Source organism: Halorubrum ruber (assembly GCF_018228765.1).
In the GTDB taxonomy this organism is placed as follows: Archaea; Halobacteriota; Halobacteria; order Halobacteriales; family Haloferacaceae; genus Halorubrum; species Halorubrum ruber.
Window position 1 is genome coordinate 2,195,071 of the sequence record NZ_CP073695.1, and the last position, 23,244, is coordinate 2,218,314.

Genomic DNA, 23,244 nt, shown 5'->3' on the forward strand with positions numbered 1-23,244 from the left:
GCCACAGATTCAAGAGCGTCCCGGCCCAACGACGCGTATGAAAATCCGGCAGAACATCCGCCACTGGGCCGCGAAGAAGGCGTTGACCACGCCGGTGGTCGGCGACGTCGCCAACGACAAGCTCGTCGACCTCCACACGAGCATCTTCCTCAACAAGGCCGACGAGGACCGGCGCGAGGAACGCCGCGACCACCTCGACAGCTTCTTCGACGCGACGATGGACACGTACGTCGCCGCCTTGGAGGCCGGCTACCCGGAGGCCGAGGCCCGCGAGATCACCCACGTCCAGGCGAACTTCGACTTCTTCAACCACGGCTGGACGGAGATGATGGAGATCCCGGGCGACGAGCTAGAAGCGCACTACCGCCGGTACGAGTCGTTCTTCTCGGAGTACGGAATCACGATCGACGACCCGCTCGGCGAGTTCCGGCCGGCGGCGGGCGTCGTCGAGGCGCCGGAGACACCCGAGAAGCTCGACGAGCCCGAGTACGAGAACGCCTTAGCCGGCTTCGCCGACGACGTGTACGTCGAGACCGACGACGGGGAGACGGTCGTCGGCGGCGACACGGAGGAGCCGGACGAAGTTGACGCCGCGACCGCGCCCGGCCTCGACGAGGACGAGGCGAGCGCCTGAGCCTTCCGGCTCTCTTTCATTCCCTTCTAACGCCGGTTCCGCGCGGGTCGGCGGTCGCGCGCGTTCGCCGACCACGTTTATACTCCGCCGGAGACACGGGGGCGTATGAACCGCGGGCAATCGTTCCTCCTGCTCCTCATGGGGTCGGTCGCGCTGTTGACCCTCTTCGTCATCCTGCCGTTCGTCGAGTACGTGATCGCCTCGGCGATTCTCGCCTTCATCCTCTACCCGTTCCATCGCCGGCTCACCCGCTGGCTCCGGAAGCGCGTCTCGAACCGGTTCGGCCAGATGCTGTCGGCGCTGACCCTCATCCTCTCGTCGATCGTCGCCGTCATCCTCCCGCTCGCGTACATCACCTGGGTGTTCGTCCGCGACCTCACCGCGATCGCGGCCGGCGAAACGGGGATAGACGTCGCCGCCATCGAGGCCGAGATCGCGGCGGTCACGGGACAGGACCCGGAGGTCGGCGACCTCCTCCAAACGATCGGCGAGCTCCTCGTCCAGACGCTTTTCGGCGGGTTCAGCGGCGTGTTGAACACGGCGATCCGCGCGTCGGTCGGGCTGTCGCTCGCGCTGTTTTTGGTGTACTACACGCTCATCGACGGGCCGGCGTTCGTCAAGTGGATCCGGGCGACGAGCCCGCTCCCCTCGGCGGTCACCGCCGACCTCGTCGACCGCGTCAACGTGATGACCCGCGGCGTCGTCATCGGCCACATCTCCGTCGCGCTCCTCCAAGCGTTGGTCGCGGGACTCGGGCTGTGGGCCGCCGGGATCCCGAACGTGGTGTTCTGGACGTTCGTGATGGCGGTGTTGGCGCTGTTACCGCTCATCGGCGCCTTCTTCGTGTGGGGGCCGGCCGCCGCGTACCTCGTGATCGTCGACCAGGTGACCGCCGGTATCTTCCTCGCCGTCTACGGCGTCGCGGTGATCGCGATGGTGGACAACTACGCCCGCCCGCTCGTCATCGACCAGCAGGCGCACCTCAACCCGGCGATCATCCTGCTGGGCGTGTTCGGCGGCATCTACTCGGTCGGGTTCACCGGCCTCTTCGTCGGGCCCATCGTGATCGGGGTGCTCGCGGCGACGCTGGAGACGTTCCGCGAGGACTACGACGCGATCTGAGCGGGATTTAAGCCCGCACACCGCGAACGGCTCCCTATGGCGACGACCGCGACCTCCCGACTCCCCGACCGCCGGGACGCCCTCCTCATCGCCGGCGCGGCGATCACGGTCAACCTGATCGGCGCGCTCGGCGTCCCCTTCACGACCACCCAGAGCGCCTGGTTCGCGGCGCTGGAACTGCCCTCCTTCTACCCGCCGGGGTGGGCGTTCGGCGTCGTCTGGCCGATCCTGTACGCGTTACTCGGTGCGGCGGCCGCCCTCGTCTACCTCGCTGGCCGCGACGGGGAGCGCCGGCGGGGCGCGTCTGGACCGCGCTCGCGCTGTTCGGCGTCCAGCTCGCCGTCAACGTGGCGTGGTCCCCGGTGTTCTGGGGGCTCGAACGCCCCGACCTCGGGCTCGCCGTCCTCGTCGTCCTCCTCCCCTTGGTCGTCGCGACGATCCGGGCCTTCGACCGCGTCGACCGCCGCGCCGCGGCGCTGCTCGTCCCCTACCTCGCGTGGGTCTGCTTCGCGACCGCGCTCAACTACGCGATCTGGTCGCTCAATTAGCGCCCGTCGCGCGGGGACCGGTCGGGGTCGGGCGGCCCGCGCTCCAGCCGCTCGGCGACGAAGCGGCGCTCCGCCCCGCTCAGTTCCCCGTCCGTCTCGCGGAACGCCGCCAGCCCCTCGCGGTACCGCTCCGGGTCCACGTCGGCGGGCGCCGCCGCGGGGCGCGCCAGCTCCAGCTCGGCGATCCCCGTGCGCTCGCCGGTGTACGCGAAGCCGCACTTGTGGCACGCCTCGTACGCGAACGGGTTGTTCACGGCGATCTTCACGCGCTCGAAGCCGGCGACCGCGAGGTCGGCGACCGTCTCGCCGATCAGCCGCGGGCCGATCCCCTCGCCGCGCCGCGCGGCGTGGACCGTAACGTACCGCAGCCGGCAGGTCGCGGGGTCGGTCCGGTCGGGCGAGAAGGAGACGGCCGCGACCACGTCCTCGTCGAACGCCTCGGGGTCGACCGTGTCCGGCAGCGGCTCGTCCGGCTCCCAGTCCGGCGCGGCCGGGTGCCCGTCGGGCGTCCGGATCACCGACTTCCCCGGCGCGCCGACGACGAACTTGCCGGCGTACGCGAACGCCCGGTAGTCGAGCCGGAGGGTCTCCCCCTCGTCGGGCGGACACACGAGCGCGTACTCCATGGGCGTCGTACGGCGGCGAGAGCGTAAATAGGGCGGTGGCTCTTTGTCCCTCGCCGCGCTCGGTTCGCCCATGTACGGAGTCGGCGACGTGGGCTTCTTCGATCGGGTGGCGCCGCTGTACGACCTCGCGATGCCGCCGGCGGACGGCGAGGCGCTGGCCGCCGGCCTCGACCACGCGACGCGGCCGATCGAGCGCCTCCTCGACGTCGGCGGCGGCTCGGGCCGCGCGGCGGCTGCGCTGACCGGTCCGGAGATCACGGTCGTCGACGCCTCCGTCGGGATGCTCTCGCGGGCGCGTCGCGGCCGCGGGCTCGCGGGACTCGTAGCCGATGCGGGCCGGCTTCCGTTCCAGGACGCGAGCGTCGACGCGGTCACGGTCGTCGACGCGTTCCATCACCTGCCGGATCAGGACGCCGCGCTCGCGGAGGCGGCCCGCGTGCTCGCGTCAGGCGGCGCGCTCGTCGTCCGCGATTTTAATCCGGACCACCCGCTCGGGCGACTGCTCGTCGCCGGCGAGCACGCGATCGGGATGGAATCGCGGTTCCGGCCCCCAGCGAGCTCGCGGCCGCGATGGACGACGCCGGGCTCGACCCGCGGATCGTCGACCGCGGGTTCGGCTACACGGTCGTCGGCGTTCGACGATAGTCGGTCAGTACAGAGAAAGAGACAGCCGATCGGCGGTGCCGTGGCGCGTGCCTCCGAGTGGCCGCCGAAGGCGGCCGCGAGGAGCACGCGCGAGGGAGTCAGTCGCCGGAGCGAAGCGGAGGCGACTGACGAGGCTGGGGAGGCGTGAGGTGCTGGGCGGAGCGGTGCGGGGTGGGATCCGAAGGGGCAGCCGCGAGGCGGGCGTAGACGACGCAAGGACCGCAGGAACGAGCGGAGCGAGTGACGAGGACCGCAGCGAGTGTACGCCCGCCTCGCGGCTGGGGCTTCGGCGGTGTTCGTGTCGATCGGCCCCTTATAAATAGAGATGTATTGCCTCGCGGCTGGGGCTTCGGCGGTGTTCGTGTCGATCGGCCCCTTATAAATAGAGATGTATTGCCTCGCGGTTGGGGCTTCGGCGGTGTTCGTGTCGATCGGCCTTTTATAAATGGAGATGTATTGCCGAGCGGCTGGGGCTTCGGCGGTGTTCGCGTCGATCGATGTCGATGAATCCGGTCGTTTGCCTCAGTCCTGTGTCCGCCCCTGTGGCTCGGCGCCGCGGGTCGGGTCCGGAGAGTCCTCGTCGTGGCCACCCTCCCCGCCGTGGTCGTGGTCGCTATGATCGTGATCGCCGTGGTCGTGGGCGTCGTTCGACCCCGTTTCGCCGAGGACCTCGGCGCCTTCCCCGTCGATCATGTCCATGTTCTTCAGGTTGTCGCGTTCCTCGAAGTCCTCGACGGCCTCCATCACGTCGGCCTGCGTGATCGTCATCCGGTCCTCGGTGAGCGCGCCGAGGACGGCCTCGCGGAGCACCATCCGGAGGTCGGAGCCGGTGAGCCCGCTGGTCCGGTCGGCGACCTCCTCGGGGTCGAAGTCGGCGATCTTCATCTCCTTGGTCACGACGCGGAGGATGTCCGCGCGCATGTCGCGGTCCGGCTTGGGGAAGTTGACGATCTCGTCGAACCGGCGCCACGCGGCGGCGTCGAGCTGGTCCGGGTGGTTCGTCGCACCGATGAGGAGCACCTCGTCGCGCACGAGCGACACCTCGTCGATCGACTTCAGCAGGGTGTTGACCGCGCGCTTCAGGGCGGCGTGCTCGTCCGAGCGGCGGGTCTTCGCCACCGAGTCGAACTCGTCGATGAAGAGGATACAGGGGGAGAGCCGCTTGGCGACCTCGAAGCTCTTCTCGACGTTCTTCGACGTCTCGCCGAGGTACTGGCTCGTGATCATCGAGAGCTTCACCTCGACGAACGGGAGCCCGAGCTCGTGGGCGAGCGCGCGCGACACGGTCGTCTTCCCGGTGCCCGGCGGGCCGACGAACAGCAGCTTCCCGATCTCGCGGAGGCCGATCTCCGCGAGGTACTCGCGGTGTTCGATCGCCTTGACGATCTTCTGGATCTCACCCTCCTGATCGCCGGTCAACACGAGGTCGGCCAGCGTCGTCTCGATCTCCTCGGGCGCGCGGACGTTGACGAGGTCGAGCATCTCCCCGTCCTCGTCCTCGTCGAAGTACTCGGAGAGCAGCGCGTCGATCCAGACGCGGTCGGCCTGGACCGGCCGCACGTCGTCTCTGGCCTCCTCGCGGGTCACCGGCGCCGTCAGGTCCTCGGCCGCCTCCATCGCGGCGACGAGCGTCGGGTTCCCGGCGAGCCGGTCGTCGTCCGCGTGGTCGCGGTACCACTCCAGTCCCATCGCGGGCTGGGTCAGGGAGATCTCGCCGGAGAACTCCGTGCGTTGGGTGAAGAGGAGGTCGGAGACCGCGTCCCACGGCCGCTCGACGCCCGTGGCGGTGCGGGTGGTCTCGTCGGTCGCCTTCAGCGGTCGCTCCACGCCGCCGGGGGCGTCGTCGGCGGCGTCGGCCGACCAGAACACCTGCCGGAAGCGCGGAGGCAGGTCGTTCTCGTCGAGGTCGCGGTCCTGCGTGTAGAAGTGCGTCGTCAACACGAACTCGACGACGTCGAGCGCCGGGTCACTCATCCGCGCGAAGTAGCGCCGGGACGCGGTTAAGAGCGTCGAAGCGCCGGCGGGCGCGGGCGGACGCCGTATCGAATCCTTATTAGCGCTGGTCCGCGACGTACCGCGCATGAGTTCCGAAGACGCGGCCGCGCCGGGAGACCCCGTCGGCGACGGCGCGAGCGAGACGGGCGACACGAGCGACACCGACCACGAGAACGCGCTTCAGGACGTCATCGCCGTCGACCCCGACGACGTCGCGCAGGGCACGGTGAACCGGCTCGACGCGCACACCGGCGACGGGATCCGCCACCGCGCGTTCACCTGCCTCGTCTTCGACACCGACGGCCGGATCCTGCTCGCACAGCGCGCGCCGAACAAGCGCCTCTGGGACGGCCACTGGGACGGCACGGTCGCCTCCCACCCCGTCGAGGGGCAGTCCCAGGAGGAGGCAACCGAGCAGCGCCTCGAGGAGGAGCTCGGCATCTCGCCCGACCAGTACGACGACCTCCGCGTGACGGACAAGTTCGAGTACAAGCGCTACTACCCCAACGAGGGCGTCGAGTGGGAGGTGTGCGCGGTGCTGAAGGTGACCCTCGACGACACCTCGCTCGACCCGGACGACGACGAGATCGGCGGCATGCTGTGGGCCGACTACGACCACCTCCACGAGAACCCCGCGCTGTACCGGCAGCTCCGTCTCTGCCCGTGGTTCGAGATCGCGATGCGGCGCGACTTCTCCTGAGCGGTCGGTCCGTTCCGTGGCCGGGGCGCCCCCGTCCGCGCGCGGTCTCTTCTCGAACCGAAGCGGCGACTTGAAGGCGCTCCCGCGCCGCGATCCGGTATGACCGTCGTCGCCCTGCTGGCGAACCCGCCCCGCGAGGGGCTCGTCGGAACCGCGATCGCCGAGTCGACGCCGCTGTCGCCCGCCGAGGCGGCCGACCTCTACGAGGCGCAGTTCCGCGACGCCGTCCTCGCGGTCGAGCGCTCGGGCGGCGAGCTCCTCGTCAACTACCCCGACGAGGAGCAGTTGCCCGCCGAGCATCGGACCGAGACGAGCCCGGAGGCCGAACTGCGGACGCTCGTCGCGGACACCCTCGGCGGCACCGACGAGGTGCGGTTCGAGCGGCAGGTCGGCTCCTCGTTCGGCGCGCGCGCCGGCAACACCGTCACGCACCTGCTGCGCGAGGAGGGCGCCGACTCGGTCGCGGTCGTCACCCCGACCGCGCCGCTGCTCTCGCGGACGATCGTCGACTCGGCGGCGATGAAGCTCCGGACGACCGAGGTCGTCCTCGGCCCCTCCTCGAACGGCCGGGCGTACTACGCCGGCTTCACCGAGCCGATCGACTTCGACGGCGCGTTCGAGGCGCCGGCGCTGCCGACGCTCGCGGAGCGCGGCCGCGACGCGGACCGCTCCGTCGACTTCGTGGAGCCGTCGCCCTCGCTGGAGACGGGCGACGACCTGCTCGACGTGGTGCCGAACCTCCGGGCGCGGTTCGCCGCGGAGCGCGTCGTGCCGGACTACACGGCCGCGTTCGTCCACGAGAAGGGGCTGGACGTGGTCGTCGAGGACGGCGAGGGGCGGCTGGTGCGGGAATAAAAAGCAGCACACCGTTTGATCACCAGTCGCCACACCGACCCCGATTACAACATATCGTCAGTCGTCTCCGCCGTCCGGAGCTCCCCTAAGGTCGTGTACCGCAGCGCCTGCGGATAGCGCGTCTCGTAGGGGATCGGATCTTCGAGTTCGTACAGCGAGCCCGGTTTGAAGATGATGACTTTCTTATCCTCCGCGATTGCGCCCCGATCCTTGTACTCTAACGGCTCACGCATCAGATCCGCCTGTTCAGGCGACACGACTCGCTCGACTTCGGCGATATATTTCACCTGTCGAACGTCACCAGTGACGTACATCGCCACGTATTCGAACTCGCGTCCGACCCGAACGAACCCCCACGCCTCGTTCTCTTTTAAAAATGGAAGTCCAGACTCTCTAGTCGGGAATACCGCCACCGTTGAGTCCGGATCTCCGTCGATGTCTCGGCGGCGGATCGTTCCAGCGATCTGATTTTTGACCGGTTCGAGATGTCGGTTGTCGGGACCATCCGCAGAACCGGTTTCGTCACTGATGTGAATGTCGTCATCAGCCGTGGGTGGATTGTCGCCAGAGGGTGGACCGTTTTCTGTCTCTCCAACGAACTGGCGCTGCTCACGTAACAAAGACACGAGCCCCTGAACGAACTCTCTCGACTGCGCCTGAAGGTCGATCGGTAACTCGCCGACTTCATCGGTAACCGCGCTCGCGACGGAATCGGTGACCGTCGATTCGTTCTCGCTTAAATATCGGATCGTCCGATTTGTTTCCGCGACTTGTTCGGCGATCTCCGCTGACTTTCCCGAGCGGATCGACTCTTTCGTGAGGAGTTCGAGAACGCCCGGACGCTCGCTGAGATCTTCGAGGCTGAACTGTACGACCGACATCTCTTCGCCGCCGTTACGGCGGCGATCCTTCGTCAGGACCTCGAATGATTTTCCGTTGGTCAGAATTCCCCAATCGACATCCAACTCTTGCCGCATGTAGCTTCGTAACTGGCGGACTTCGTCGTCTGAGAGCGTCGATCGGACGGGTTTTGCTTCGACGAAGACGACCGGCGAGTCGCCGACGAGGAGGGCGTAGTCGACGTGCGTACTGCCCGACGCCATCGGAACGTTGTACTCCAGTGCGACCTCCGTCGAGTAGAGGTCCCACCCGAGGAGTTCGAGGAAGGGCTGGATCAGCTTCACCTTCGTGTTCTCCTCGTCCATCTGCGGCGATGCTTCGATGAGTCCCCGACATCGGTCGACGTACTCATCGATCTCGTTCCGATCCATTGAGGTGTGATTTATGCCGTTGCCTTTTAAAATACCGCTGAGTCGGCTTCCACCGATCCGACACCACTTAGTCGACCGACGCCGAGCGGTGATGTGTGGTGGGATGGCAGAGCGGCCTATTGCGCCTGCCTTGAAAGCAGGTAGCCTCACGGCTTCCTGGGTTCGAATCCCAGTCCCACCGTAACGCGTCCGGCGCACTTCGCGCCGGACGCGGTTTGTGCGGGATTCGAAGCCTGCGAGTCGCAGCGCCCGAGCGGTGCGAGGTGTGAGCAACGCGAACACCTCGAAAGCGAGCGGCGAAGCCGCGAGCAGCGAGGGCGACCGTCTCGCAGGCTTCGAATCCCAGTCCCACCGCTTCTCCGCGAACGCTAATGAGCAGAGAGCGGTAGCTGGGATTCGAATCAGAGAGCGACCGAAGGGAGCGACCGTGGTTCGAATCCCAGTCCCACCGTGTCGAGCGCGGATTCGAAGCAGAGAGCGGCAGATATCTCGATCGGTCGCGAAACTAGATATGGTTACTGGATCGCGTCGTCCGTCGATTTCGGTCGGCACCGTGCGTCGTCGGCGCTGACGCCCGAACCGCAACACGACCGGTAACGGTCGCGTACACCTGATAACACTCGCGTCCGGTGACGCGTGGTATCGCGTGCCGCATTATCTTTAACACCGTTCCGACACATGTTCGTGGTAGGTGATACAAGCATGAGCTACGAACTCGATCCGCTTCCGTACGATTACGACGCGCTGGAACCCCACATCTCCGAGCAGGTGCTCGAATGGCATCACGACACCCACCATCAGGGGTACGTCAACGGCTGGAACTCCGCCGAAGAGACGCTCGAAGAGAACCGTGAGTCCCACGACTTCTCTTCGTCCGGCGGCGCCATCCGCAACGTGACCCACAACTCCTCGGGCCACATCCTCCACGACCTGTTCTGGCAGAACATGTCGCCGGAGGGCGGCGACGAGCCCGAGGGTGAGCTGGCCGACCGCATCGCAGAGGACTTCGGCTCGTACGAGGCCTGGAAGGGCGAGTTCGAGGCGGCGGCCTCCGCGGCCAGCGGCTGGGCGCTTCTGGTGTACGACACGTTCTCGAACCAGCTCCGCAACGTCGTGGTCGACAAGCACGACCAGGGTGCGATCTGGGGCGGTCACCCGATCCTCGCGCTGGACGTCTGGGAGCACTCCTACTACCACGACTACGGTCCGGCTCGCGGCGAGTTCGTCGACAACTTCTTCGAGGTCGTCGACTGGGAGGAGCCGTCGGATCGCTACGAGCAGGCCGTCGAGCTGTTCGAGTAAGCGCGTTCGAGAGGGCGCGTTACGCGCGTCGAGATCCGCATTTTTTGCAGGACGCTACACGGTGAGTGACGGGTCCGTTCAGGCGGACTGGTTTATAAGTGATTGCTGGTGAGTCAGCGGTGAACTCCACTGAATCTCAGCTGCTCGTTTATAAACAGCTGATTGCGGATCGACGGAAAATGGCTCCAAATCTCCAGTTGCTCGCTTATAAATATTCGACTACGGATCGGCGGAGAACACCCTCAAATTCGCAGTTACTCGCTTTTAAACACTCGACTACGGATCGGCGGAGGACACCTCCAAAGCCCCAGCCGGGAGGGCGGCGCACGCTCGTTGCGCTCCTCGCTCGTTCGCTTCGCTCACTCGCTGCGGTACTTACGTCGCCTGCGCCGCCCTCACGGCTGCCCCTTTGAGTCCCACCCCGCACCGCTCCGCACCGCGCCTCTCACCTCCCCAGCCTCGTCAGTCGCCGTCGCTTCGCTCCGGCGACTGACTCCCTCGCGCGGTGCTGCTCGGCCGCAAAGCGGCCTCGCAGGCACGCGCCACCGCACCGGTGAATCCGTATCGGCAGCGTTTACGGACGCGGTCGCGTACGCTCGCGCATGCCCGAACCGAAGTCGGCGTTCGACGCCACCTACCCGTGCGACTTCTACGAGCCCGCGGAGCTGTTCGAGCCGGACCAGATGTACACGATCCCGGAGATCGGTCGCCTCCTTCAAGGGCTGGAGCCGGACGCCGAGGTCGACCCAGACACCGAAGCCGTGCTGGTCGACTGGGCGGTCCCGTGGGTGATGGTCCATGCCGAGGAGATGGTCGTCGCCGAGCCGCTGAGCGAGGACGGTCCGGGGTACTACGGGCTCGCGACGGATGAGGAACCAGACGCGGAAACCGCCACCGACGAGTCCGCGTGACCGGGGAGTCCTCAGCCCCGCCGACGTACCTCGTCGCCGGCGGCGCGCGCGTCGACGCCGGCAAGACCACCTTCTCTGCGGGGCTGGTCGCGCACCTCGCCGAGCGCGCGGGCGACGCGGTCGCTGTCAAGCCCCGCGCGGGCAACGACTACTGGTTCGACCACGACGACTACCGGGTCGCGACGGACGCGGGCCGGCTCTACGGGAAGGACGCGCGCACCCTCGCGGCCGCGAACACCCGCGCGCTGGCGACGGTCGACGACGAGTCGCCGTCGCCCTCGGCAGTCACCCCGGAGTCGATCAACCCCGTCCACCGGCTCTGGAAGCCGACGCCCGGCCGGACCGGAATGCTCGGCGACGCCGACCGCACCTTCCTCTGCGACCGCGTGACGACCGAGTCCGGAACGCGGTTCGTCGTCAACGGCGCCGCGGAGGACGCGGGGCTGCTCCCGGACGCCCTCGCCGAGCGCCTCCCGCTCGCGGACGCGACCCGCGTGTACGACGTTCCCGAGTTCAACGAGGTGATGGCCGAGGCGCACCTGCCCGCGATCGAACGTCTCGCGGATCGCGTCGCGCGGACCCCGGTCCCGCGAGTCGTCGAGTCGTACGCCGACGTCGCCGGGACCCTTCCTCGCGACGGACCGGTCGTGCCCGACGCTGTCGCCGTCGTCGACCCCGGTCGCGCCCGGATCTACGCCGGCGACCGCTACGCGAAGGCCCGGGCGGTCGCCGCCGGCAGCCCGCGCGAGGGGGCCCGCGAGGAGCACGTCGACGCGGTGACGGAGATGATCGAACCGCTCGCGACCGAGCCGCTGCCGGCGCTGTCCGGCGAGGTTCGAGGGGATCCGGCTCGGATCGCGTCGCGGTACGAATCGGCGTACGCGGCGCTCGTCGGTTCGGTCGAGTCGTAAGAAGCCGCCGAGCGGCCCGCGCTCAGGCGTTCCGCTTCGTGTAGTGTTCCAGCGCGGACTCGATCGACGAGAGGTCCGCGTTCACCCGGCTGTCCGCGACGCGCATGAATCCGGGCGTGTACGACGACGAGTAGTCGAAGATGCGGTTGACGGCGCGCTTGGGCGCGGAGACGGCGCTGAAGTCGGTTACCGTGTACACCCGCGTGGTCGGGAACGCGGTCCAGAACGTGCCGCTGGCCCAGCGGTCCTCGTCCGCAAACGCCTCGCCGACGCGGCCGGTCGCGACGTACTCGTCGTCCGCGTAGAACAGCAGGAGGTCGCCCGCCGCCATCTTCTCGAACGTCGACCCGTTGCCGCTGTCGTCGTCGACGGCCCACAGGCGGGCCTCGTCGAGGTCCGCGAGGGGCTCGGGCCGGTCCGGGTAGTCGGTGAGGTCGACGGCGGACCGGACCGTTCGGTCGAAGTTCTCCGGGTCGATCGGGACCAGGAAGACGTTCTCGCTCATTACCCGTCGTTTCGCCGGCAGAGGTTTAAAGCCGTTCGTTGATGTCTCAGGTCGAGGGGCGTCCGGTCACTCGTCGTAGTCGGCGTACAGGCGGTCCATCCGCGCCGCCATCACGAAGTCGGCGCGCGTCAGGCCGCCGACCTCATGGCTCCACATCTCGATCCCGACCTCGCCCCACGACAGCGCGATGTCCGGGTGGTGCCACTCTTCTTCGGCGAGCTCGCCCACGTCGTTCGTGAAGGCCAGCGCGGTCTCGAAGTCGGGGAACTCGTAGCTCGCCTCGAGGTGGTGGTCGTCGACGACCTCCCAGGCGTCGCCCAGGTCGTCGAGGTAGTCGGCGCACTCGTCGGCGTCGAGCGGTTCCGCGTCGTCGCCGGCCGGTTCGACCGGCTCGTCCGCGAGCGGTGAGGACATACCCCACGTTAGGCGACGAGCGGTTTGTACCTTCCGCGGGCGAGCCCCACCGATCCCGACGAGCGGAGCCCGGGAACTCACCGGAGCCGCGAGAGCGCGTCGCGGACCGTCCGCCGCAGTCGGGCAAGTCGTCCGTCGCTGCCGTCCTCGTCGCTCCCCGCCGCGCCCGGCTCCGAGAGCTCCCAGCCCGCCTTCTCGGCGGCCTCGTCGACCCGCAGGAACTCGTAGCCGGTCTCGGACGCGACGCGCTCGTCCGCGCGGGTGGTGCCGACGAACACGTACCGCGGGGCGGCGCTCTCCTCGCGGACGTCCGCGAGCGTTCCCCACTTGTCCCAGTTCGTGAGTTCGTAGTCGTTGTCGACCCCGTGGTCGCTGGCGAACGCCGCGACCTGCTCCGCCTCGTTCGCGACGATACCGACGTGGCGGCTCCACCGGCGCGCGTCGGCAAACGCCGCGGCCGGGTCGGCGAGCGACCGCGCGGCGCCGAGCGAGAAGACGAGCGTCACGTCGCCGTCACCGGGGTCCGTCGCGTCGATTCCCATCTCGTTCGGCGGGAGGCGACCCGCGGCCTAAACGCTGTGGGGAGGCTTTTGTCCGGGCGCCTCCTCGGCCCCGACGATGGAGTTCGAATCTACCTTCGGCACGGCCGCGCCGCTCCTCGGCATGGTCCACCTCCCGCCGCTCCCCGGCGCCCCCGAGCGCCGGACGACGGGCGGGAGGCGATGCGCGCGGCGGTCGAGCGGGCCGCGAGCGACGCGCGGGCGCTCGACCGCGGCGGCGTCGACGGGATCGTGATCGAGAACTTCGGCGACGCGCCCTTCTACCCCGACGAGGTTCCGCCCCACGTCGTCGCCGCGGTCACCCGCGCAGCGACTGCGGTCGCCGACGAAACCGACCTCCCGCTCGGGATCAACGTCCTCCGGAACGACGCCGAGGCCGCCCTCTCGGTCGCCGCCGCGGTCGGTGCCGACTTCGTCCGCGTGAACGTCCACACCGGCGCCCGCGTGACCGATCAGGGGATCGTCCAAGGTCGCGCCCACGAGACGCTCCGCCTGCGCGACCGCCTCGGCGTCGACGTGGGCGTCTTCGCCGACACCGACGTGAAACACTCGGCGCCGCTGACGCCGGCGGGCTACACCGCCGAGTCGTTCGCGGACACCGCCGAGCGCGGCCTCGCCGACGCCGTCATCGCCTCCGGGTCCGGGACCGGCGAGGCGGTCGACGACGACGCCCTCGAATCGGTCGTCGCCGAGCGTGACCGCCACGGCCTCGACACGCCGGTCCTCGTCGGCAGCGGCGTCACGCCGGAGACGGTCGCCGACTTGCTCGGCGTCGCGGACGGCGCGGTCGTCGGCACCGCGCTCAAGGAGAGCGGCGAGACGACGGCCCCAGTCGATGCCGACCGCGTCGCCGACCTCGTCGCTGCCGCCGACGCGGTTCGCTGATCCGTCCGAGTCCCCTCCTCGCTACCGGCTCCCGTCGGGGCCGAGTCCCCGCTCCGCGAGGAACGATTCGACCTCGCTCCGCGTCGGGAGTCCGGGCTGCGTGAACCGGCTCGTGCAGTTGATCGCGGCGACCGCGGCGGCGAACCTGACGCCGGAGGCGACGCCGTCGCGAGCGGCAGATGAATCCGCGGACGCTTTCGCCGATTCCCCCGCGATCCACCGGTCGATAAGCCCGGCGGTGAACGCGTCGCCGGCCCCGGTCGTGTCGACCGTCTCGACGTCGAACGCGTCGAACTCGGTCACCTCGCCCCCGGCGACCGCCGTCATTCCGTCCGCGCCGTGCGTGAGGACCGCGCGGGGCCACGTCGGGCCGCGTCGCGACCGAGACGCCGATCCCGACTCGGGGCCGGCGTCGGTCGGGGCGGTCTGCGCGTCCGCGATCCGCTCGACCGCCGCCTCCGCCGAGCCGAAGAACGCGGGCGCGGCGACCCCGTCGGCGACGAACAGGTCGGCACGGTGGAGGAACCGGTAGATCGTCGCCGGTTCCGTCCCGCGCCCGATCAGCTCCTCGACGGACCCGGAGAGGTCGAAGATCAGCGCAGGCGGGCTACCACCTGCGTCGGCCGCGCCCTTCCGGAGCGACTCGACCCGGTCGAGCACCCGCCGCGCCGCGCGGTCGGGGGCGTAGGCGGTGAGGAAGACGGCGTCGGCGTCGGCCATCGCCGCGAGCGCGTCGTCGTCGAGCCGGAGGCCGCGGAAGCTCTCGCCCGCGGTGACGATGGCGCGCTCCCCGTCGGGGTCGCAGAGGATGAGCGACCGCGTGTGGGGGTCGTCGCCGACCGCGACGTGGGTCCCGTCCACGCCGGTCTCGGCGAGGTACGCCAGCGCGCGCCGCCCGTACTCGTCGTCGCCGACGCGGCTGACGAGGCCGGCGTCGCGGCCGAGACGGTCGAGCGCGACCGCGACGTTGGCGCCGACGCCGCCGAACGCGGACGTGACCTCGCCGGCGAACGCGCCGCCGTCCGGCTCTGGGAGGTTGCTGACCGCGTACCACTCGTCGATGGCAGCGGCGCCGACCGAGAGAATCGCCGGCGAACCCCCCTCCGCGGCGTCGCCGGCGTCCGACTCCGGCGTCACGACTCGCGGAAGAAGGAGTCGTGGACCGCCATCGCGGCGTCGACGGCGATCGGGCCCTCGACGGTCGTGTCGCCGTCCGCGCGCCGGATCACCTCTTCGAGGGGGATCGGCACCACGCCGCCGGAGAGCTCGCCGAGCGTCTCGCCGTCGACGCCGAAGACGACCCGCCCGATCCCCGCGTAGTGGATCGCGGTCGCGCACATCGGGCACGGCTCGGTGCTGGCGTACATCGTACACGCCGCCAGCTCGTCGGCGTCGAGCTCGCGCGCGGCCCACCGCGCCAGCGTCAGTTCCGGATGCGCCGCCACGTCGCCCTCGGTCCGCGTCTCGTTGCGCGCCTCGCTGACGACCTCGCCGTCGAGGACGAGCAGCGCGCCGAACGGAGTGTTGCCTGCCTCGACGGCCGCCTCCGAGAGCCCGATCGCTCGCTCCACGTACTCGCGGTCGGTCGGGTCGTCGGGGAGATCGTCGAGGTCCCGAAACTCGCCGGCGTCGCCGGGCGCGTCCGCGTCTGTCATACCCCCCTGTTCGCCTCCGGGTACCTAACGGTTGGTACCGCCGTCGTCGGACGACTTCGGGCGGTCGTCGTCGGGCGGCCTCGAGTCCCCTCCGTTCGAGTCGGTCGGATCCCCCACACCCTGCGACTCCCGCACGTCACGGAGCGCGTCGACCGCGTCGTCGGTGGCGCTCGCGGTCCGCGTCTCGGTGGCGGCCGCGGGGTCGAGGCCGTCGGGTTGGTCATCGTTGGTCGCGGTTTCGTCGGCCTCGTCGGCGTCGCTCGCTTCCGTCTCGTCGCCCGGTTCGTCCGCGCCGTCGGCTTCGTCCGCGCCGAAGAGCCACGCGCGGACCGCGTCGATGAATCCCATGGGTCTGTGTGGTCGTCGTCAGTAGTTCCTGAACAGCAGCGCGCGCACGTCGTCTTTCGTCCGCGCCGTCTCGACGCTCCCGTCGGGGAGGTCGACCTCGTACCGCGCGTCGCCGTCCCCCTCTCGCCACTTGTCGGCGTGGGTGTCGAGGAGGCTCATCATCGCGTCCAGCTGTCCGGCGCCGCCGTCGTCGTCGCTTCCGGTACTGTCTCCACCGGCGTCATCTTCGCTTGCTTCGTCCTCGACCGAGTCGTTTTCGTCAGCGGCGTCCTCGACTGGCTCATCCGCGGCCTCGCCCGCGTCGAGGTCGACGTCGACGCGCGCGAAGGGGTCGGCGGCGAGGGTCTCGGCCGCGTCGAGGATCGCGTCGACGAGCTCGTCCTTCGTCATCTCGCTGCGCCCGGTGACGTCGAAGGCGGCGGCGATGTCGGACAGGTCCATCGGGTCATCCGGGTCGGGGTCGGCGTCCCGTCGGTTCCGCGCCGAGAGGAGTTCGCGGGCGCGGTCACGGTCGAACGGGGCCGCGTCGGCCGCCGCCGCTTCGCTCACGGCGTCGGTCGGCTCGTCGCCGGTGTCGGCGCCACTCTCGTCGCCGGTGTCGGCGCCACTCTCGTCGCCGGTGTCGGCGCCGCCCTCGTCGCTCGTCGGCGCCGCGACGCGTTCGGGGTCGTCGACGGCGTCCGCGAGGTCGAGCAGGTACGCGAGCGCGTCCTCGCGGTCGACGGAGGCGTACGGGCCGGCGTGGGCCGCTTCCAGCTCCTCGCGGAGCGCTTCGATCCGGTCGGCGTGGTCGTCGGTGATGTCGAGCGTGGGCATAGTGTGGGTCCGGGGCTACTGGTTCTGTGGCTCGGGCGGCTACTGGTTCTCCTCGAAGCGCGCGAGCGCGTCCGCCCAGCTCTCGGCGAACTCCGGCTCGCCGGAGTGGTCGGCCTCGACGTCGGCGTAGCCGCAGTCGTCGCAGGCGACGGCGGTGGCGGCGCCGAGCGAGAGCGACGACAGCTCGGCGCCGCAGCGGGGGCACTCGTGCGACACGGATTCTCGCGTGGAACCTCGTCGCCCGCGGTGAAAAACGCACGGGTCGGGTGGGGGCGTCGACGGGCGGGAACGCGATCGGAGCGGCGGGCGGACGGTGCGCCGCCGGGGGTAACAGTCATTACACTCGGCGGAAACGTTCGGATATGAGCGAAGCGGACGCCGAGAACGTCCTCATCGAGTACTACCGTCGCTACGTCGGCGACCCGGACCGAACGATCGACGTGTACGCCGGCTTCGGGCTGTTCTCCGCCGGCATCGCGCTCGGGGTGATCGGGGTCGTCGTGTTCCTCTACAGCGCGACGCTCGACCCGACCGCGGCCTCGACGTTCGCGGTCCGCGAGGTCGCCGCGGTCGCGGGCGCCGTGGGGCTCCCCGCGCTGCTGTTCGGCATCGTCGTTCTCCTGCCGGTCGACCGCCGGATGCTGTACCTCGCGGGCGCCGGGATCGCGGTCACGCTCGCCGCCACGGGCGCGTTCACATGGGCGTACCCGCACAACTGGAACGTCGTCGTCAACACGGACTACAGCGCGCAGATCGTCGCCGTCTACGCGCTCGGACTGGTGGCGGTCATCGGCGCCACGGGCGGCGCCTTGGTCGCACACCGCGTCGAGCGCGTCGCGGGCGGCGAAGCCGTGAGTAGCGCGGCGGGCGGTGCGGGCACCGGGGGTGGCGCCGCGGACGCGAGTGGCGGGTCGGGGTCGGAAGCGACCGGATCCGGCGGCGAGGCGGTCACCGAGGAGTCGGTTCGCGCGGACATCGAGCGCGAGCTTGAGGACGCGGAGCTGACGTGGGGCGGCGTCGAGCGCTCCGAGACGCGCCGGCTGGAGCTGAACACGAGCGCGGTCGACGAGGCCGACGTCGACGCCGAGAAGCTCGCGGGGTCGGCGACCGAGACCCGGACGACCTCCGGCACGGTCAACGACGCGGTCTCCGAGTTGAAGGGGCTCCAGGGCGGGGACGTGAAGACCGACAGCGGCGAGGGGACCGACGACCAGGCCGCGAAGCTCCGCGAGCTGCGCGAGCAGCAGCGGAAGGAGGCCGAGGCGGAGGCCGAGGAGGACGGTTCGGTCGTCGACAGGATCAAGGGACTGTTCGGCTGAATCGGACGAATCGCGTTCGGTGTTATTTATAAGGAGATGGCTCGGCGGAGAACATCGGTGAACTCCCAGAAGGTCGCTTATAAATGACTGATAGCGGATCGGTGACGAACACCGCCAAAGCCCCAGCCGCTCACTTATAAATAAGCGACTATAGATCGGCGGTAGACACCGCCAAACTCCCAGAAGGTCGTTTATAAATAACCGACTGTAGATCGGCGACGAACACCGCCAAAGCCCCAGCCGCGAGGAGCGCGGACGCTCGCTGCGGTCCTCGGTCACTCGCTCCGCTCGTTCCCTGCGGTCCTTACGTCGTCATCAGAACGCTTCGCGTTCTGATTGGCTCACGAGAGCTCCGCTCTCGTGAACGCCTCCGCGCTCCTCGCGACTGCCCCTTTGAGTCCCGCCCCACTCAGCACCGCACCTCACGCCTCCCCAGCCTCGTCGCTCCCTCCGCTTCGCTCCGGTCGCGACTCCCTCGCGCGTGCTGCCTCGCGGCCGCCGAGGGCGGCCGCTCGCAGGCACGCGCCACCGCATCACCTCGTTTATTTATAAACGATCCACCCCTGACGCCCACGATTTATATCCGACGGCGGGGAGGCCTCGACATGGCCAGACGAAGCCTGCTGTTCTCGCCCGGCGACAGCCCCGATCTCATGCGGAAGGCGCCCGGCGCCGGCGCCGACGTGATCTGCTTCGACCTCGAAGACGCCGTCGCCCCCGGCCGGAAGGACGAGGCGAGGGCGGCCGTCGGCGAGGTCCTCGCGGACCCCTCGTTCGACCCCGACGCGGAGGTCTGCGTGCGGCTGACCGCCGAGGCGCCCGCGTCCGACCTCGACGGCGTGCTGGGGGGAGGTAGCGAGGACGGGACCGGTGACGGAACCGGCGACGGGACCGACGACGTCCGCCTCGACGCCGTGATGCTCCCGAAGGTCGAGGCCGCGGATCGGGTCGAACGCGTCGCCGACCTCTGCGTCGAGCGCGGGCGCGACCTCGCGGTCTTCGCGCTCGTCGAGACCGCGGCGGGAGTGCTCTCTGCGCAGTCGATCGCGGCCGCGGACGCGACCGACGCGCTCGTGTTCGGCGCGGAGGACCTCGCGGCCGACGTGGGCGCGACCCGGACCGAGGAGGGGACGGAGGTGCTGTACGCCCGCGAACACGTCGTCCTCGCGGCGAGCGCGGCCGACGTCGACGCGATCGACACGGTGTACACGGACTTCTCCGACGAGGCGGGGCTCCGCGAGGACGCGGCGTTCGCGCGGCGGCTCGGCTACGACGGGAAGCTCGCGATCCACCCGGCGCAGGTGGCGCCGATCACCGAGGCGTTCACGCCGGATCCCGAGGACGTCGAGTGGGCCGAGGCCGTCCTCGACGCGCGCGACGAGGCGGAACGGGAGGGCCGAGCCGTCTTCCAGGTCGACGGCGAGATGATCGACGCCCCGTTGATCGCGCAGGCGGAGCGGATCCTCGACCGGGCGCCCGACGGCGACCGCTGAGGCCGGGTCGCCCGTCCGCGCTGCCTTCGAGTCGCCCGTCCGCGCTATCTTCGAGTCGCCCGTCCGCGCTTCCGGGGTGGCTGTGTGCGGTGTCGACACACACAATTTCCGTACCGGTCGTCACAGTTAACCTCCGGCCGCCGGCACGTGATGGTATGTCTTCTGAGGCGAACCCGTTCGAGAGTCTGCGAGAGCAGGTGGACGACGCCGCGGCGGTCGTCGACGCCGACCCAGGCGTCATCGAGCGCCTGCAGAACCCGGAACGGGTGTTAGAGACGAACCTGACGTTCGAGCGCGACGACGGCACTCTGGAGACCGTCCGCGCGTACCGCTCGCAGTTCAACGGCGACCGGGGGCCGTACAAGGGCGGGATCCGCTATCACCCGGGCGTCACCCGCGACGAGGTGAAGGCGCTGTCCGGCTGGATGGCGTACAAGTGCGCCGTCGTCGACGTCCCCTACGGCGGCGGAAAAGGGGGAATTGCGATCGACCCGGCCGACTACTCGGAGGCCGAATTAGAGCGGATGACGCGCGCGTTCGCGACCGAACTCCGCCCGCTGATCGGCGAGGACCGCGACATCCCCGCGCCGGACGTCAACACCGGCCAGCGGGAGATGAACTGGATCAAAGACACCTACGAGACCCTCGAAAACACCACCGCGCCCGGCGTCATCACGGGGAAGGCGCTCGACTCCGGCGGCAGCGAGGGCCGTGTCGAGGCGACCGGCCGCTCCGTGGCGCTGTCGGCCCGCGAGGCGTTCGACTGGCTCGACCGCGACCTCGCGGGCGCGACGGTCGCCGTTCAGGGGTACGGCAACGCCGGCTCCGTGGCCGCCGCGCTGCTCGACGACCTCGGCGCGAGCGTGGTCGCGGTCTCCGACTCTTCTGGAGGAATCCACGACCCCGACGGGTTCGACCCGCGCGAGGTGAAGGCGCACAAGGCCGAGACCGGCTCGGTGACGGGCTACGCCGGCACCGAAGCGCTCACGAACGACGAGCTGCTCACGCTCGACGTCGACTGCCTCGTCCCGGCCGCGCTGGAGAACGCGGTCGACGAAGAGCTCGCGGCGGACGTCGACGCGAAGCTGGTCGTCGAGGCGGCCAACGGGCCGCTCACGCCCGGCGCCGACGACGTGCTCGCCGAGCGCGACGTCCACGTCGTTCCCGACATCCTCGCGAACGCGGGCGGTGTCACCGTCTCCTACTTCGAGTGGGTCCAGAACCGACAGCGGTTCAGCTGGACCGAGGAGCGCGTCAACGAGGAGCTGGAACGCGTGATCACGGACGCGTTCGACACGCTCGTCGACACCTACGAGTCGAACGACGTCCACAACCTCCGCACCGCGGCGTACGTCGTCGGCATCGGCCGGATCGTGGACGCGTACGATCAGGCCGGTAGCTGGCCGTAGCGGGCAGATTCGACCGCTTCAGAAACAGCTTCGACTCACTCCAGCCGCGCGTCCCGGATCTCGACGTGCCCGCGGTCGCCCTCCCACACCGCGTCGTACGTGAGGTCGATGCGACGGTCCATGTGGGGGCCGTCGACGACGTACGTCTCGAACTCCCCCCCTCGCCGAGCGGGTGGACGCCGTACTCCTCGCGGAGTTCGAGCAGCTCGTCGAGCGCGTCCGCGTCGAACCGCCGCCCGAGCCACGACTCGTCGAGGCCGTACGCCGCCACCTGGACGATCCGGATCTCGAAGCCGGCGTCGAACATTTGCTCCGCGAGTTCGACCGGGTCTTCCTGCCACAGCGGCGCGAACAGATCGATCCCGAGACGGTCGCACATCGCCTGAATCCGGTTCGTCTGGAACTCGCTCTCGACGGCGCCGGCCGTGACACCCGCGAGGTCGACGTCGTCCGCGGCGGCGAGCTCGCGGAGCGCGGCCTCCATCGGCTCCAGTTCGGCGTCGCCCTGCGCGCCCGCGTCGTCGACGTCGTCCGCGCCGAAGTCGTCGGGCGACACCTCCACGAGGTCGATCCCGACGCTCTCGGCCGCGAGCGCGGCGAGCTCCGTCGCCGGCGTGTGGTACATGTACGAGTCGCCGGCGGGGTGGACGGTCAGGAGTCGGGAGACGTCGAGGCCCTCCTCCAACGCGCGGTACAGCGCCCACGAGGAGTCCTTGCCGCCCGAAAAGAGGCTCAGCCAGTCGTCGGTCATTGGCGAGGGAACGCCCGGCCCACGTAAATCGTCGACGGTCCCGGTTGACGACCGTCGACTGTCGGCTGTCGGACGCGTCGATCTGTCGATCGAACAGTAATATCCCCGCGAGTTATCCGGAAATCCAGTATTATTAATGAAAAATGATAAACTATTAGCGACGGTGCGTCGGAGTTCGCGTATGGAAGACCGATCGAAGTCGACGTTCGAGACGCTCGCCGTCACCGAGGGCGAAGAGCCGTTCGAGAACGGGAGCGAGGCGGGCGACGTCGTCTCGCCGATTCACCTCTCGTCGACGTTCGCCCTGCCGGGCCTCGACACCGAGATGAGACTGGATGACGTCGACCCGGCCGCCGGCGAGTTCGTCTACGGCCGGCTGTCGAATCCCACCCGACACGCGCTGGAGACCCGAATCGCCGCGCTCGAAGGCGGCGCTCACGGGGCCGCGTTCGCCTCGGGCACCGCGGCGATATTCACGACGCTGCTCGCTCGGCTGACCCCCGGCGACCACGTCGTCGCCTTCGAGGACCTGTACGCCGGCACCCGTCGGATGCTCGACGACGTGTTCCGGTCGCGCCTCGGTGTCGACGTCACGTACGTCGACGCGACGGACACAGCGAACGTGGCGGCCGCGCTCCGCGAGGAGACCGCCGTCGTCTGGATGGAGTCGCCGACGAACCCCAAGCTCGCGCTGTGTGACATCGCCGGTATCGCCGACCTGGTCGCGGACCGAGACGTGCTGTTCGGCGTGGACAACACGTTCGCGAGCCCGTACTTCCAGCGCCCGCTCGAACTGGGCGCCGACGTCGTCGCGCACAGCACGACGAAATACCTCAACGGTCACTCCGACGCCATCGCCGGCGCGGTCGTCACCGACGACGACGCGCTGGCCGAGGAGATTCGGTTCCTCCAGCAAGTCGGCGTGGGCGCTGTCAGCGGACCGTTCGACAGCTACCTCGTGTTACGCGGCACCAAGACGCTCGCCGCGCGGATGGAGAGACACGAGGCGAACGCGACGGCCGTCGCCGAGTTCCTCGACGGACGGGTGGAGGTGAGCGACGTGTACTACCCGGGGCTGTCGAGTCATCCCGACCACGAGCTCGCCCGCGAGCAGATGTCCGGGTTCGGCGGGATCCTCTCGTTCGAACTCGACGGGACGATAGACGACGCGAAGCGGTTCGTCGAGGCGCTGACTGAGTTCACGCTCGCGGTCTCCGTCGGCGGCGTCGAGAGCCTGATCGAGCTGCCGGCCGCGATGACTCACGAACCGCTCTCGCCCGCGGAGCGGGAAGTGCTCGGGATCTCGGACACGTTGCTCCGCGTGTCGGTCGGCATCGAAGGGGTAGACGACCTGATCGCGGATTTAAAAGGCGGGTTCGACGCGATGAATCGTCGCACGACGACGCCGTCGGCCGACCGCTGACGCCGCGGCGAGCGCGCTGCTTCAGCGTAATTCAAGGTGGAGCCCCCGACCTCAAGGAGCGACCGAAGGGAGCGAGTAGGCCGGGGAGGGAACCGACATGATACCGTCATTACCACGTTCTACACGTGGCTACCTCTCCTCCAAAA

Annotated in this window: 22 protein-coding genes, 1 tRNA gene and 4 pseudogenes; 15 read left to right on the forward strand and 12 right to left on the reverse strand. The window is 69.3% G+C overall.

Translation table 11 applies throughout. From position 1 onward, the window contains the following. The first annotated feature begins 37 nt into the window (after window positions 1-37). The 3 genes and pseudogenes from J7656_RS10850 (at window position 38) to J7656_RS15185 (ending at window position 2,304) form a co-directional block, all read left to right on the forward strand. Window positions 38-634 carry a DUF6149 family protein gene (locus J7656_RS10850; RefSeq protein WP_017342858.1) on the forward strand — a complete coding sequence of 199 codons (597 nt, stop codon included), beginning with the start codon at window positions 38-40 and terminating at the stop codon, window positions 632-634. 105 nt (window positions 635-739) lie between these two features. After that, the gene (locus J7656_RS10855) at window positions 740-1,756 is read left to right on the forward strand and encodes an AI-2E family transporter (protein WP_017342857.1); all 1,017 of its coding nucleotides are present in this window, start codon (window positions 740-742) and stop codon (window positions 1,754-1,756) included. 36 nt (window positions 1,757-1,792) lie between these two features. Continuing rightward, window positions 1,793-2,304: pseudogene (locus J7656_RS15185) on the forward strand (TspO/MBR family protein). Here the strand turns inward: J7656_RS15185 and J7656_RS10865 are convergent. Further along, window positions 2,301-2,930 carry a GNAT family N-acetyltransferase gene (locus J7656_RS10865; protein ID WP_017342855.1) on the reverse strand — a complete coding sequence of 210 codons (630 nt, stop codon included), beginning with the start codon at window positions 2,928-2,930 and terminating at the stop codon, window positions 2,301-2,303. The pseudogene J7656_RS15185 and the gene J7656_RS10865 overlap by 4 nt on opposite strands. Before the next feature lie 70 nt (window positions 2,931-3,000). On the opposite strand from J7656_RS10865, the pseudogene J7656_RS10870 reads away from it, so the two are divergent. Next, window positions 3,001-3,575: pseudogene (locus J7656_RS10870) on the forward strand (class I SAM-dependent methyltransferase). 522 nt (window positions 3,576-4,097) lie between these two features. Here J7656_RS10870 and J7656_RS10875 read toward each other — a convergent pair. Then, a complete protein-coding gene (locus J7656_RS10875; protein WP_017342853.1) occupies window positions 4,098-5,549 on the reverse strand; it encodes an ATP-binding protein in 1,452 nt (483 codons plus the stop codon). 106 nt (window positions 5,550-5,655) lie between these two features. Here J7656_RS10875 and idi point away from each other — a divergent pair, with 106 nt between their 5' ends. Both idi and J7656_RS10885 read left to right on the forward strand, forming a co-directional pair. Next, on the forward strand, window positions 5,656-6,270 hold the full coding sequence (gene idi, locus J7656_RS10880) for an isopentenyl-diphosphate Delta-isomerase (RefSeq protein ID WP_017342852.1): 615 nt from the start codon (window positions 5,656-5,658) through the stop codon (window positions 6,268-6,270). A gap of 99 nt (window positions 6,271-6,369) precedes the next feature. Continuing rightward, on the forward strand, window positions 6,370-7,125 hold the full coding sequence (locus J7656_RS10885) for a DUF2064 domain-containing protein (RefSeq protein WP_017342851.1): 756 nt from the start codon (window positions 6,370-6,372) through the stop codon (window positions 7,123-7,125). Window positions 7,126-7,169: 44 nt separating this feature from the next. Here the strand turns inward: J7656_RS10885 and J7656_RS10890 are convergent, their stop codons facing one another. Further along, entirely contained in the window at window positions 7,170-8,396 is a 1,227-nt protein-coding gene (locus J7656_RS10890) for a type I restriction enzyme HsdR N-terminal domain-containing protein (protein WP_017342850.1), read from the reverse strand. 97 nt (window positions 8,397-8,493) lie between these two features. Here J7656_RS10890 and J7656_RS10895 point away from each other — a divergent pair. From J7656_RS10895 to J7656_RS10910, 4 genes are all read left to right on the forward strand, one after another. Then, window positions 8,494-8,577: transfer RNA gene (locus J7656_RS10895), tRNA-Ser, on the forward strand. Between the two features lie 521 nt (window positions 8,578-9,098). Next, window positions 9,099-9,698 carry a superoxide dismutase gene (gene sod, locus J7656_RS10900; protein ID WP_017342849.1) on the forward strand — a complete coding sequence of 200 codons (600 nt, stop codon included), beginning with the start codon at window positions 9,099-9,101 and terminating at the stop codon, window positions 9,696-9,698. A gap of 602 nt (window positions 9,699-10,300) precedes the next feature. Beyond that, window positions 10,301-10,609, forward strand: coding sequence for a DUF5827 family protein (locus tag J7656_RS10905; RefSeq protein ID WP_017342848.1), 309 nt, complete (start codon window positions 10,301-10,303; stop codon window positions 10,607-10,609). Further along, window positions 10,606-11,520 (forward strand): hypothetical protein, encoded by a 915-nt coding sequence (locus tag J7656_RS10910; protein WP_017342847.1) that lies wholly within the window; start codon window positions 10,606-10,608, stop codon window positions 11,518-11,520. Before J7656_RS10905 ends, J7656_RS10910 begins: the two co-directional genes overlap by 4 nt. Before the next feature lie 22 nt (window positions 11,521-11,542). Here the strand turns inward: J7656_RS10910 and J7656_RS10915 are convergent, their stop codons facing one another. From J7656_RS10915 to J7656_RS10925, 3 genes are all read right to left on the reverse strand, one after another. Next, a complete protein-coding gene (locus J7656_RS10915) occupies window positions 11,543-12,025 on the reverse strand; it encodes a hypothetical protein (RefSeq protein ID WP_211553279.1) in 483 nt (160 codons plus the stop codon). Between the two features lie 66 nt (window positions 12,026-12,091). Further along, entirely contained in the window at window positions 12,092-12,439 is a 348-nt protein-coding gene (locus J7656_RS10920; protein ID WP_017342845.1) for a 4a-hydroxytetrahydrobiopterin dehydratase, read from the reverse strand. A gap of 77 nt (window positions 12,440-12,516) precedes the next feature. Next, on the reverse strand, window positions 12,517-12,981 hold the full coding sequence (locus J7656_RS10925) for a DUF7124 domain-containing protein (protein WP_017342844.1): 465 nt from the start codon (window positions 12,979-12,981) through the stop codon (window positions 12,517-12,519). Between the two features lie 76 nt (window positions 12,982-13,057). On the opposite strand from J7656_RS10925, the pseudogene J7656_RS10930 reads away from it, so the two are divergent. After that, a pseudogene (locus tag J7656_RS10930) lies at window positions 13,058-13,884 on the forward strand (BtpA/SgcQ family protein). Window positions 13,885-13,905: 21 nt separating this feature from the next. Here J7656_RS10930 and J7656_RS10935 read toward each other — a convergent pair. The 5 genes from J7656_RS10935 to J7656_RS10955 are packed head-to-tail and all read right to left on the reverse strand — an operon-like array spanning window position 13,906 to window position 16,919. After that, window positions 13,906-15,021, reverse strand: a complete 1,116-nt coding sequence (locus J7656_RS10935; RefSeq protein WP_211553280.1) for a carbohydrate kinase family protein — start codon at window positions 15,019-15,021, stop codon at window positions 13,906-13,908. After that, window positions 15,018-15,539: a nucleoside deaminase gene (locus J7656_RS10940; RefSeq protein WP_017342841.1), complete on the reverse strand. Its 522-nt coding sequence runs from the start codon at window positions 15,537-15,539 to the stop codon at window positions 15,018-15,020. Before J7656_RS10940 ends, J7656_RS10935 begins: the two co-directional genes overlap by 4 nt. 24 nt (window positions 15,540-15,563) lie before the next feature. After that, the gene (locus J7656_RS10945; RefSeq protein ID WP_017342840.1) at window positions 15,564-15,887 is read right to left on the reverse strand and encodes a hypothetical protein; all 324 of its coding nucleotides are present in this window, start codon (window positions 15,885-15,887) and stop codon (window positions 15,564-15,566) included. An 18-nt stretch (window positions 15,888-15,905) separates the two neighbouring features. After that, window positions 15,906-16,703, reverse strand: coding sequence for a hypothetical protein (locus J7656_RS10950; RefSeq protein WP_211553281.1), 798 nt, complete (start codon window positions 16,701-16,703; stop codon window positions 15,906-15,908). Window positions 16,704-16,742: 39 nt separating this feature from the next. Then, on the reverse strand, window positions 16,743-16,919 hold the full coding sequence (locus J7656_RS10955; RefSeq protein ID WP_004596155.1) for a hypothetical protein: 177 nt from the start codon (window positions 16,917-16,919) through the stop codon (window positions 16,743-16,745). 146 nt (window positions 16,920-17,065) lie between these two features. Between J7656_RS10955 and J7656_RS10960 the strand changes: the two genes are divergently transcribed. The 3 genes from J7656_RS10960 (at window position 17,066) to J7656_RS10970 (ending at window position 20,924) form a co-directional block, all read left to right on the forward strand. Next, window positions 17,066-18,022 (forward strand): cell division protein CdpA domain-containing protein, encoded by a 957-nt coding sequence (locus tag J7656_RS10960; protein WP_017342838.1) that lies wholly within the window; start codon window positions 17,066-17,068, stop codon window positions 18,020-18,022. A 605-nt stretch (window positions 18,023-18,627) separates the two neighbouring features. After that, window positions 18,628-19,515 carry an HpcH/HpaI aldolase/citrate lyase family protein gene (locus J7656_RS10965; protein ID WP_017342837.1) on the forward strand — a complete coding sequence of 296 codons (888 nt, stop codon included), beginning with the start codon at window positions 18,628-18,630 and terminating at the stop codon, window positions 19,513-19,515. Window positions 19,516-19,670: 155 nt separating this feature from the next. Next, window positions 19,671-20,924: a Glu/Leu/Phe/Val family dehydrogenase gene (locus J7656_RS10970; RefSeq protein ID WP_017342836.1), complete on the forward strand. Its 1,254-nt coding sequence runs from the start codon at window positions 19,671-19,673 to the stop codon at window positions 20,922-20,924. Between the two features lie 35 nt (window positions 20,925-20,959). Here J7656_RS10970 and J7656_RS10975 read toward each other — a convergent pair. Continuing rightward, a pseudogene (locus J7656_RS10975) lies at window positions 20,960-21,609 on the reverse strand (diphthine--ammonia ligase). 247 nt (window positions 21,610-21,856) lie between these two features. Between J7656_RS10975 and J7656_RS10980 the strand changes: the two are divergent. Then, on the forward strand, window positions 21,857-23,098 hold the full coding sequence (locus J7656_RS10980; RefSeq protein WP_017342834.1) for a trans-sulfuration enzyme family protein: 1,242 nt from the start codon (window positions 21,857-21,859) through the stop codon (window positions 23,096-23,098). Window positions 23,099-23,244: the final 146 nt, after the last annotated feature.

Bases quoted from the DNA above. Each gene is read 5' to 3' on its own strand.
- J7656_RS10850 (WP_017342858.1), top strand. From the start codon at position 38: ATGAAAATCCGGCAGAACATCCGCCACTGGGCCGCGAAGAAGGCGTTG.
- J7656_RS10855 (WP_017342857.1), top strand. From the start codon at position 740: ATGAACCGCGGGCAATCGTTCCTCCTGCTCCTCATGGGGTCGGTCGCG.
- J7656_RS10865 (WP_017342855.1), bottom strand. From the start codon at position 2,930: ATGGAGTACGCGCTCGTGTGTCCGCCCGACGAGGGGGAGACCCTCCGG.
- J7656_RS10875 (WP_017342853.1), bottom strand. From the start codon at position 5,549: ATGAGTGACCCGGCGCTCGACGTCGTCGAGTTCGTGTTGACGACGCAC.
- idi (WP_017342852.1), top strand. From the start codon at position 5,656: ATGAGTTCCGAAGACGCGGCCGCGCCGGGAGACCCCGTCGGCGACGGC.
- J7656_RS10885 (WP_017342851.1), top strand. From the start codon at position 6,370: ATGACCGTCGTCGCCCTGCTGGCGAACCCGCCCCGCGAGGGGCTCGTC.
- J7656_RS10890 (WP_017342850.1), bottom strand. From the start codon at position 8,396: ATGGATCGGAACGAGATCGATGAGTACGTCGACCGATGTCGGGGACTC.
- sod (WP_017342849.1), top strand. From the start codon at position 9,099: ATGAGCTACGAACTCGATCCGCTTCCGTACGATTACGACGCGCTGGAA.
- J7656_RS10905 (WP_017342848.1), top strand. From the start codon at position 10,301: ATGCCCGAACCGAAGTCGGCGTTCGACGCCACCTACCCGTGCGACTTC.
- J7656_RS10915 (WP_211553279.1), bottom strand. From the start codon at position 12,025: ATGAGCGAGAACGTCTTCCTGGTCCCGATCGACCCGGAGAACTTCGAC.
- J7656_RS10920 (WP_017342845.1), bottom strand. From the start codon at position 12,439: ATGTCCTCACCGCTCGCGGACGAGCCGGTCGAACCGGCCGGCGACGAC.
- J7656_RS10925 (WP_017342844.1), bottom strand. From the start codon at position 12,981: ATGGGAATCGACGCGACGGACCCCGGTGACGGCGACGTGACGCTCGTC.
- J7656_RS10940 (WP_017342841.1), bottom strand. From the start codon at position 15,539: ATGACAGACGCGGACGCGCCCGGCGACGCCGGCGAGTTTCGGGACCTC.
- J7656_RS10945 (WP_017342840.1), bottom strand. From the start codon at position 15,887: ATGGGATTCATCGACGCGGTCCGCGCGTGGCTCTTCGGCGCGGACGAA.
- J7656_RS10950 (WP_211553281.1), bottom strand. From the start codon at position 16,703: ATGCCCACGCTCGACATCACCGACGACCACGCCGACCGGATCGAAGCG.
- J7656_RS10960 (WP_017342838.1), top strand. From the start codon at position 17,066: ATGAGCGAAGCGGACGCCGAGAACGTCCTCATCGAGTACTACCGTCGC.
- J7656_RS10965 (WP_017342837.1), top strand. From the start codon at position 18,628: ATGGCCAGACGAAGCCTGCTGTTCTCGCCCGGCGACAGCCCCGATCTC.
- J7656_RS10970 (WP_017342836.1), top strand. From the start codon at position 19,671: ATGTCTTCTGAGGCGAACCCGTTCGAGAGTCTGCGAGAGCAGGTGGAC.
- J7656_RS10980 (WP_017342834.1), top strand. From the start codon at position 21,857: ATGGAAGACCGATCGAAGTCGACGTTCGAGACGCTCGCCGTCACCGAG.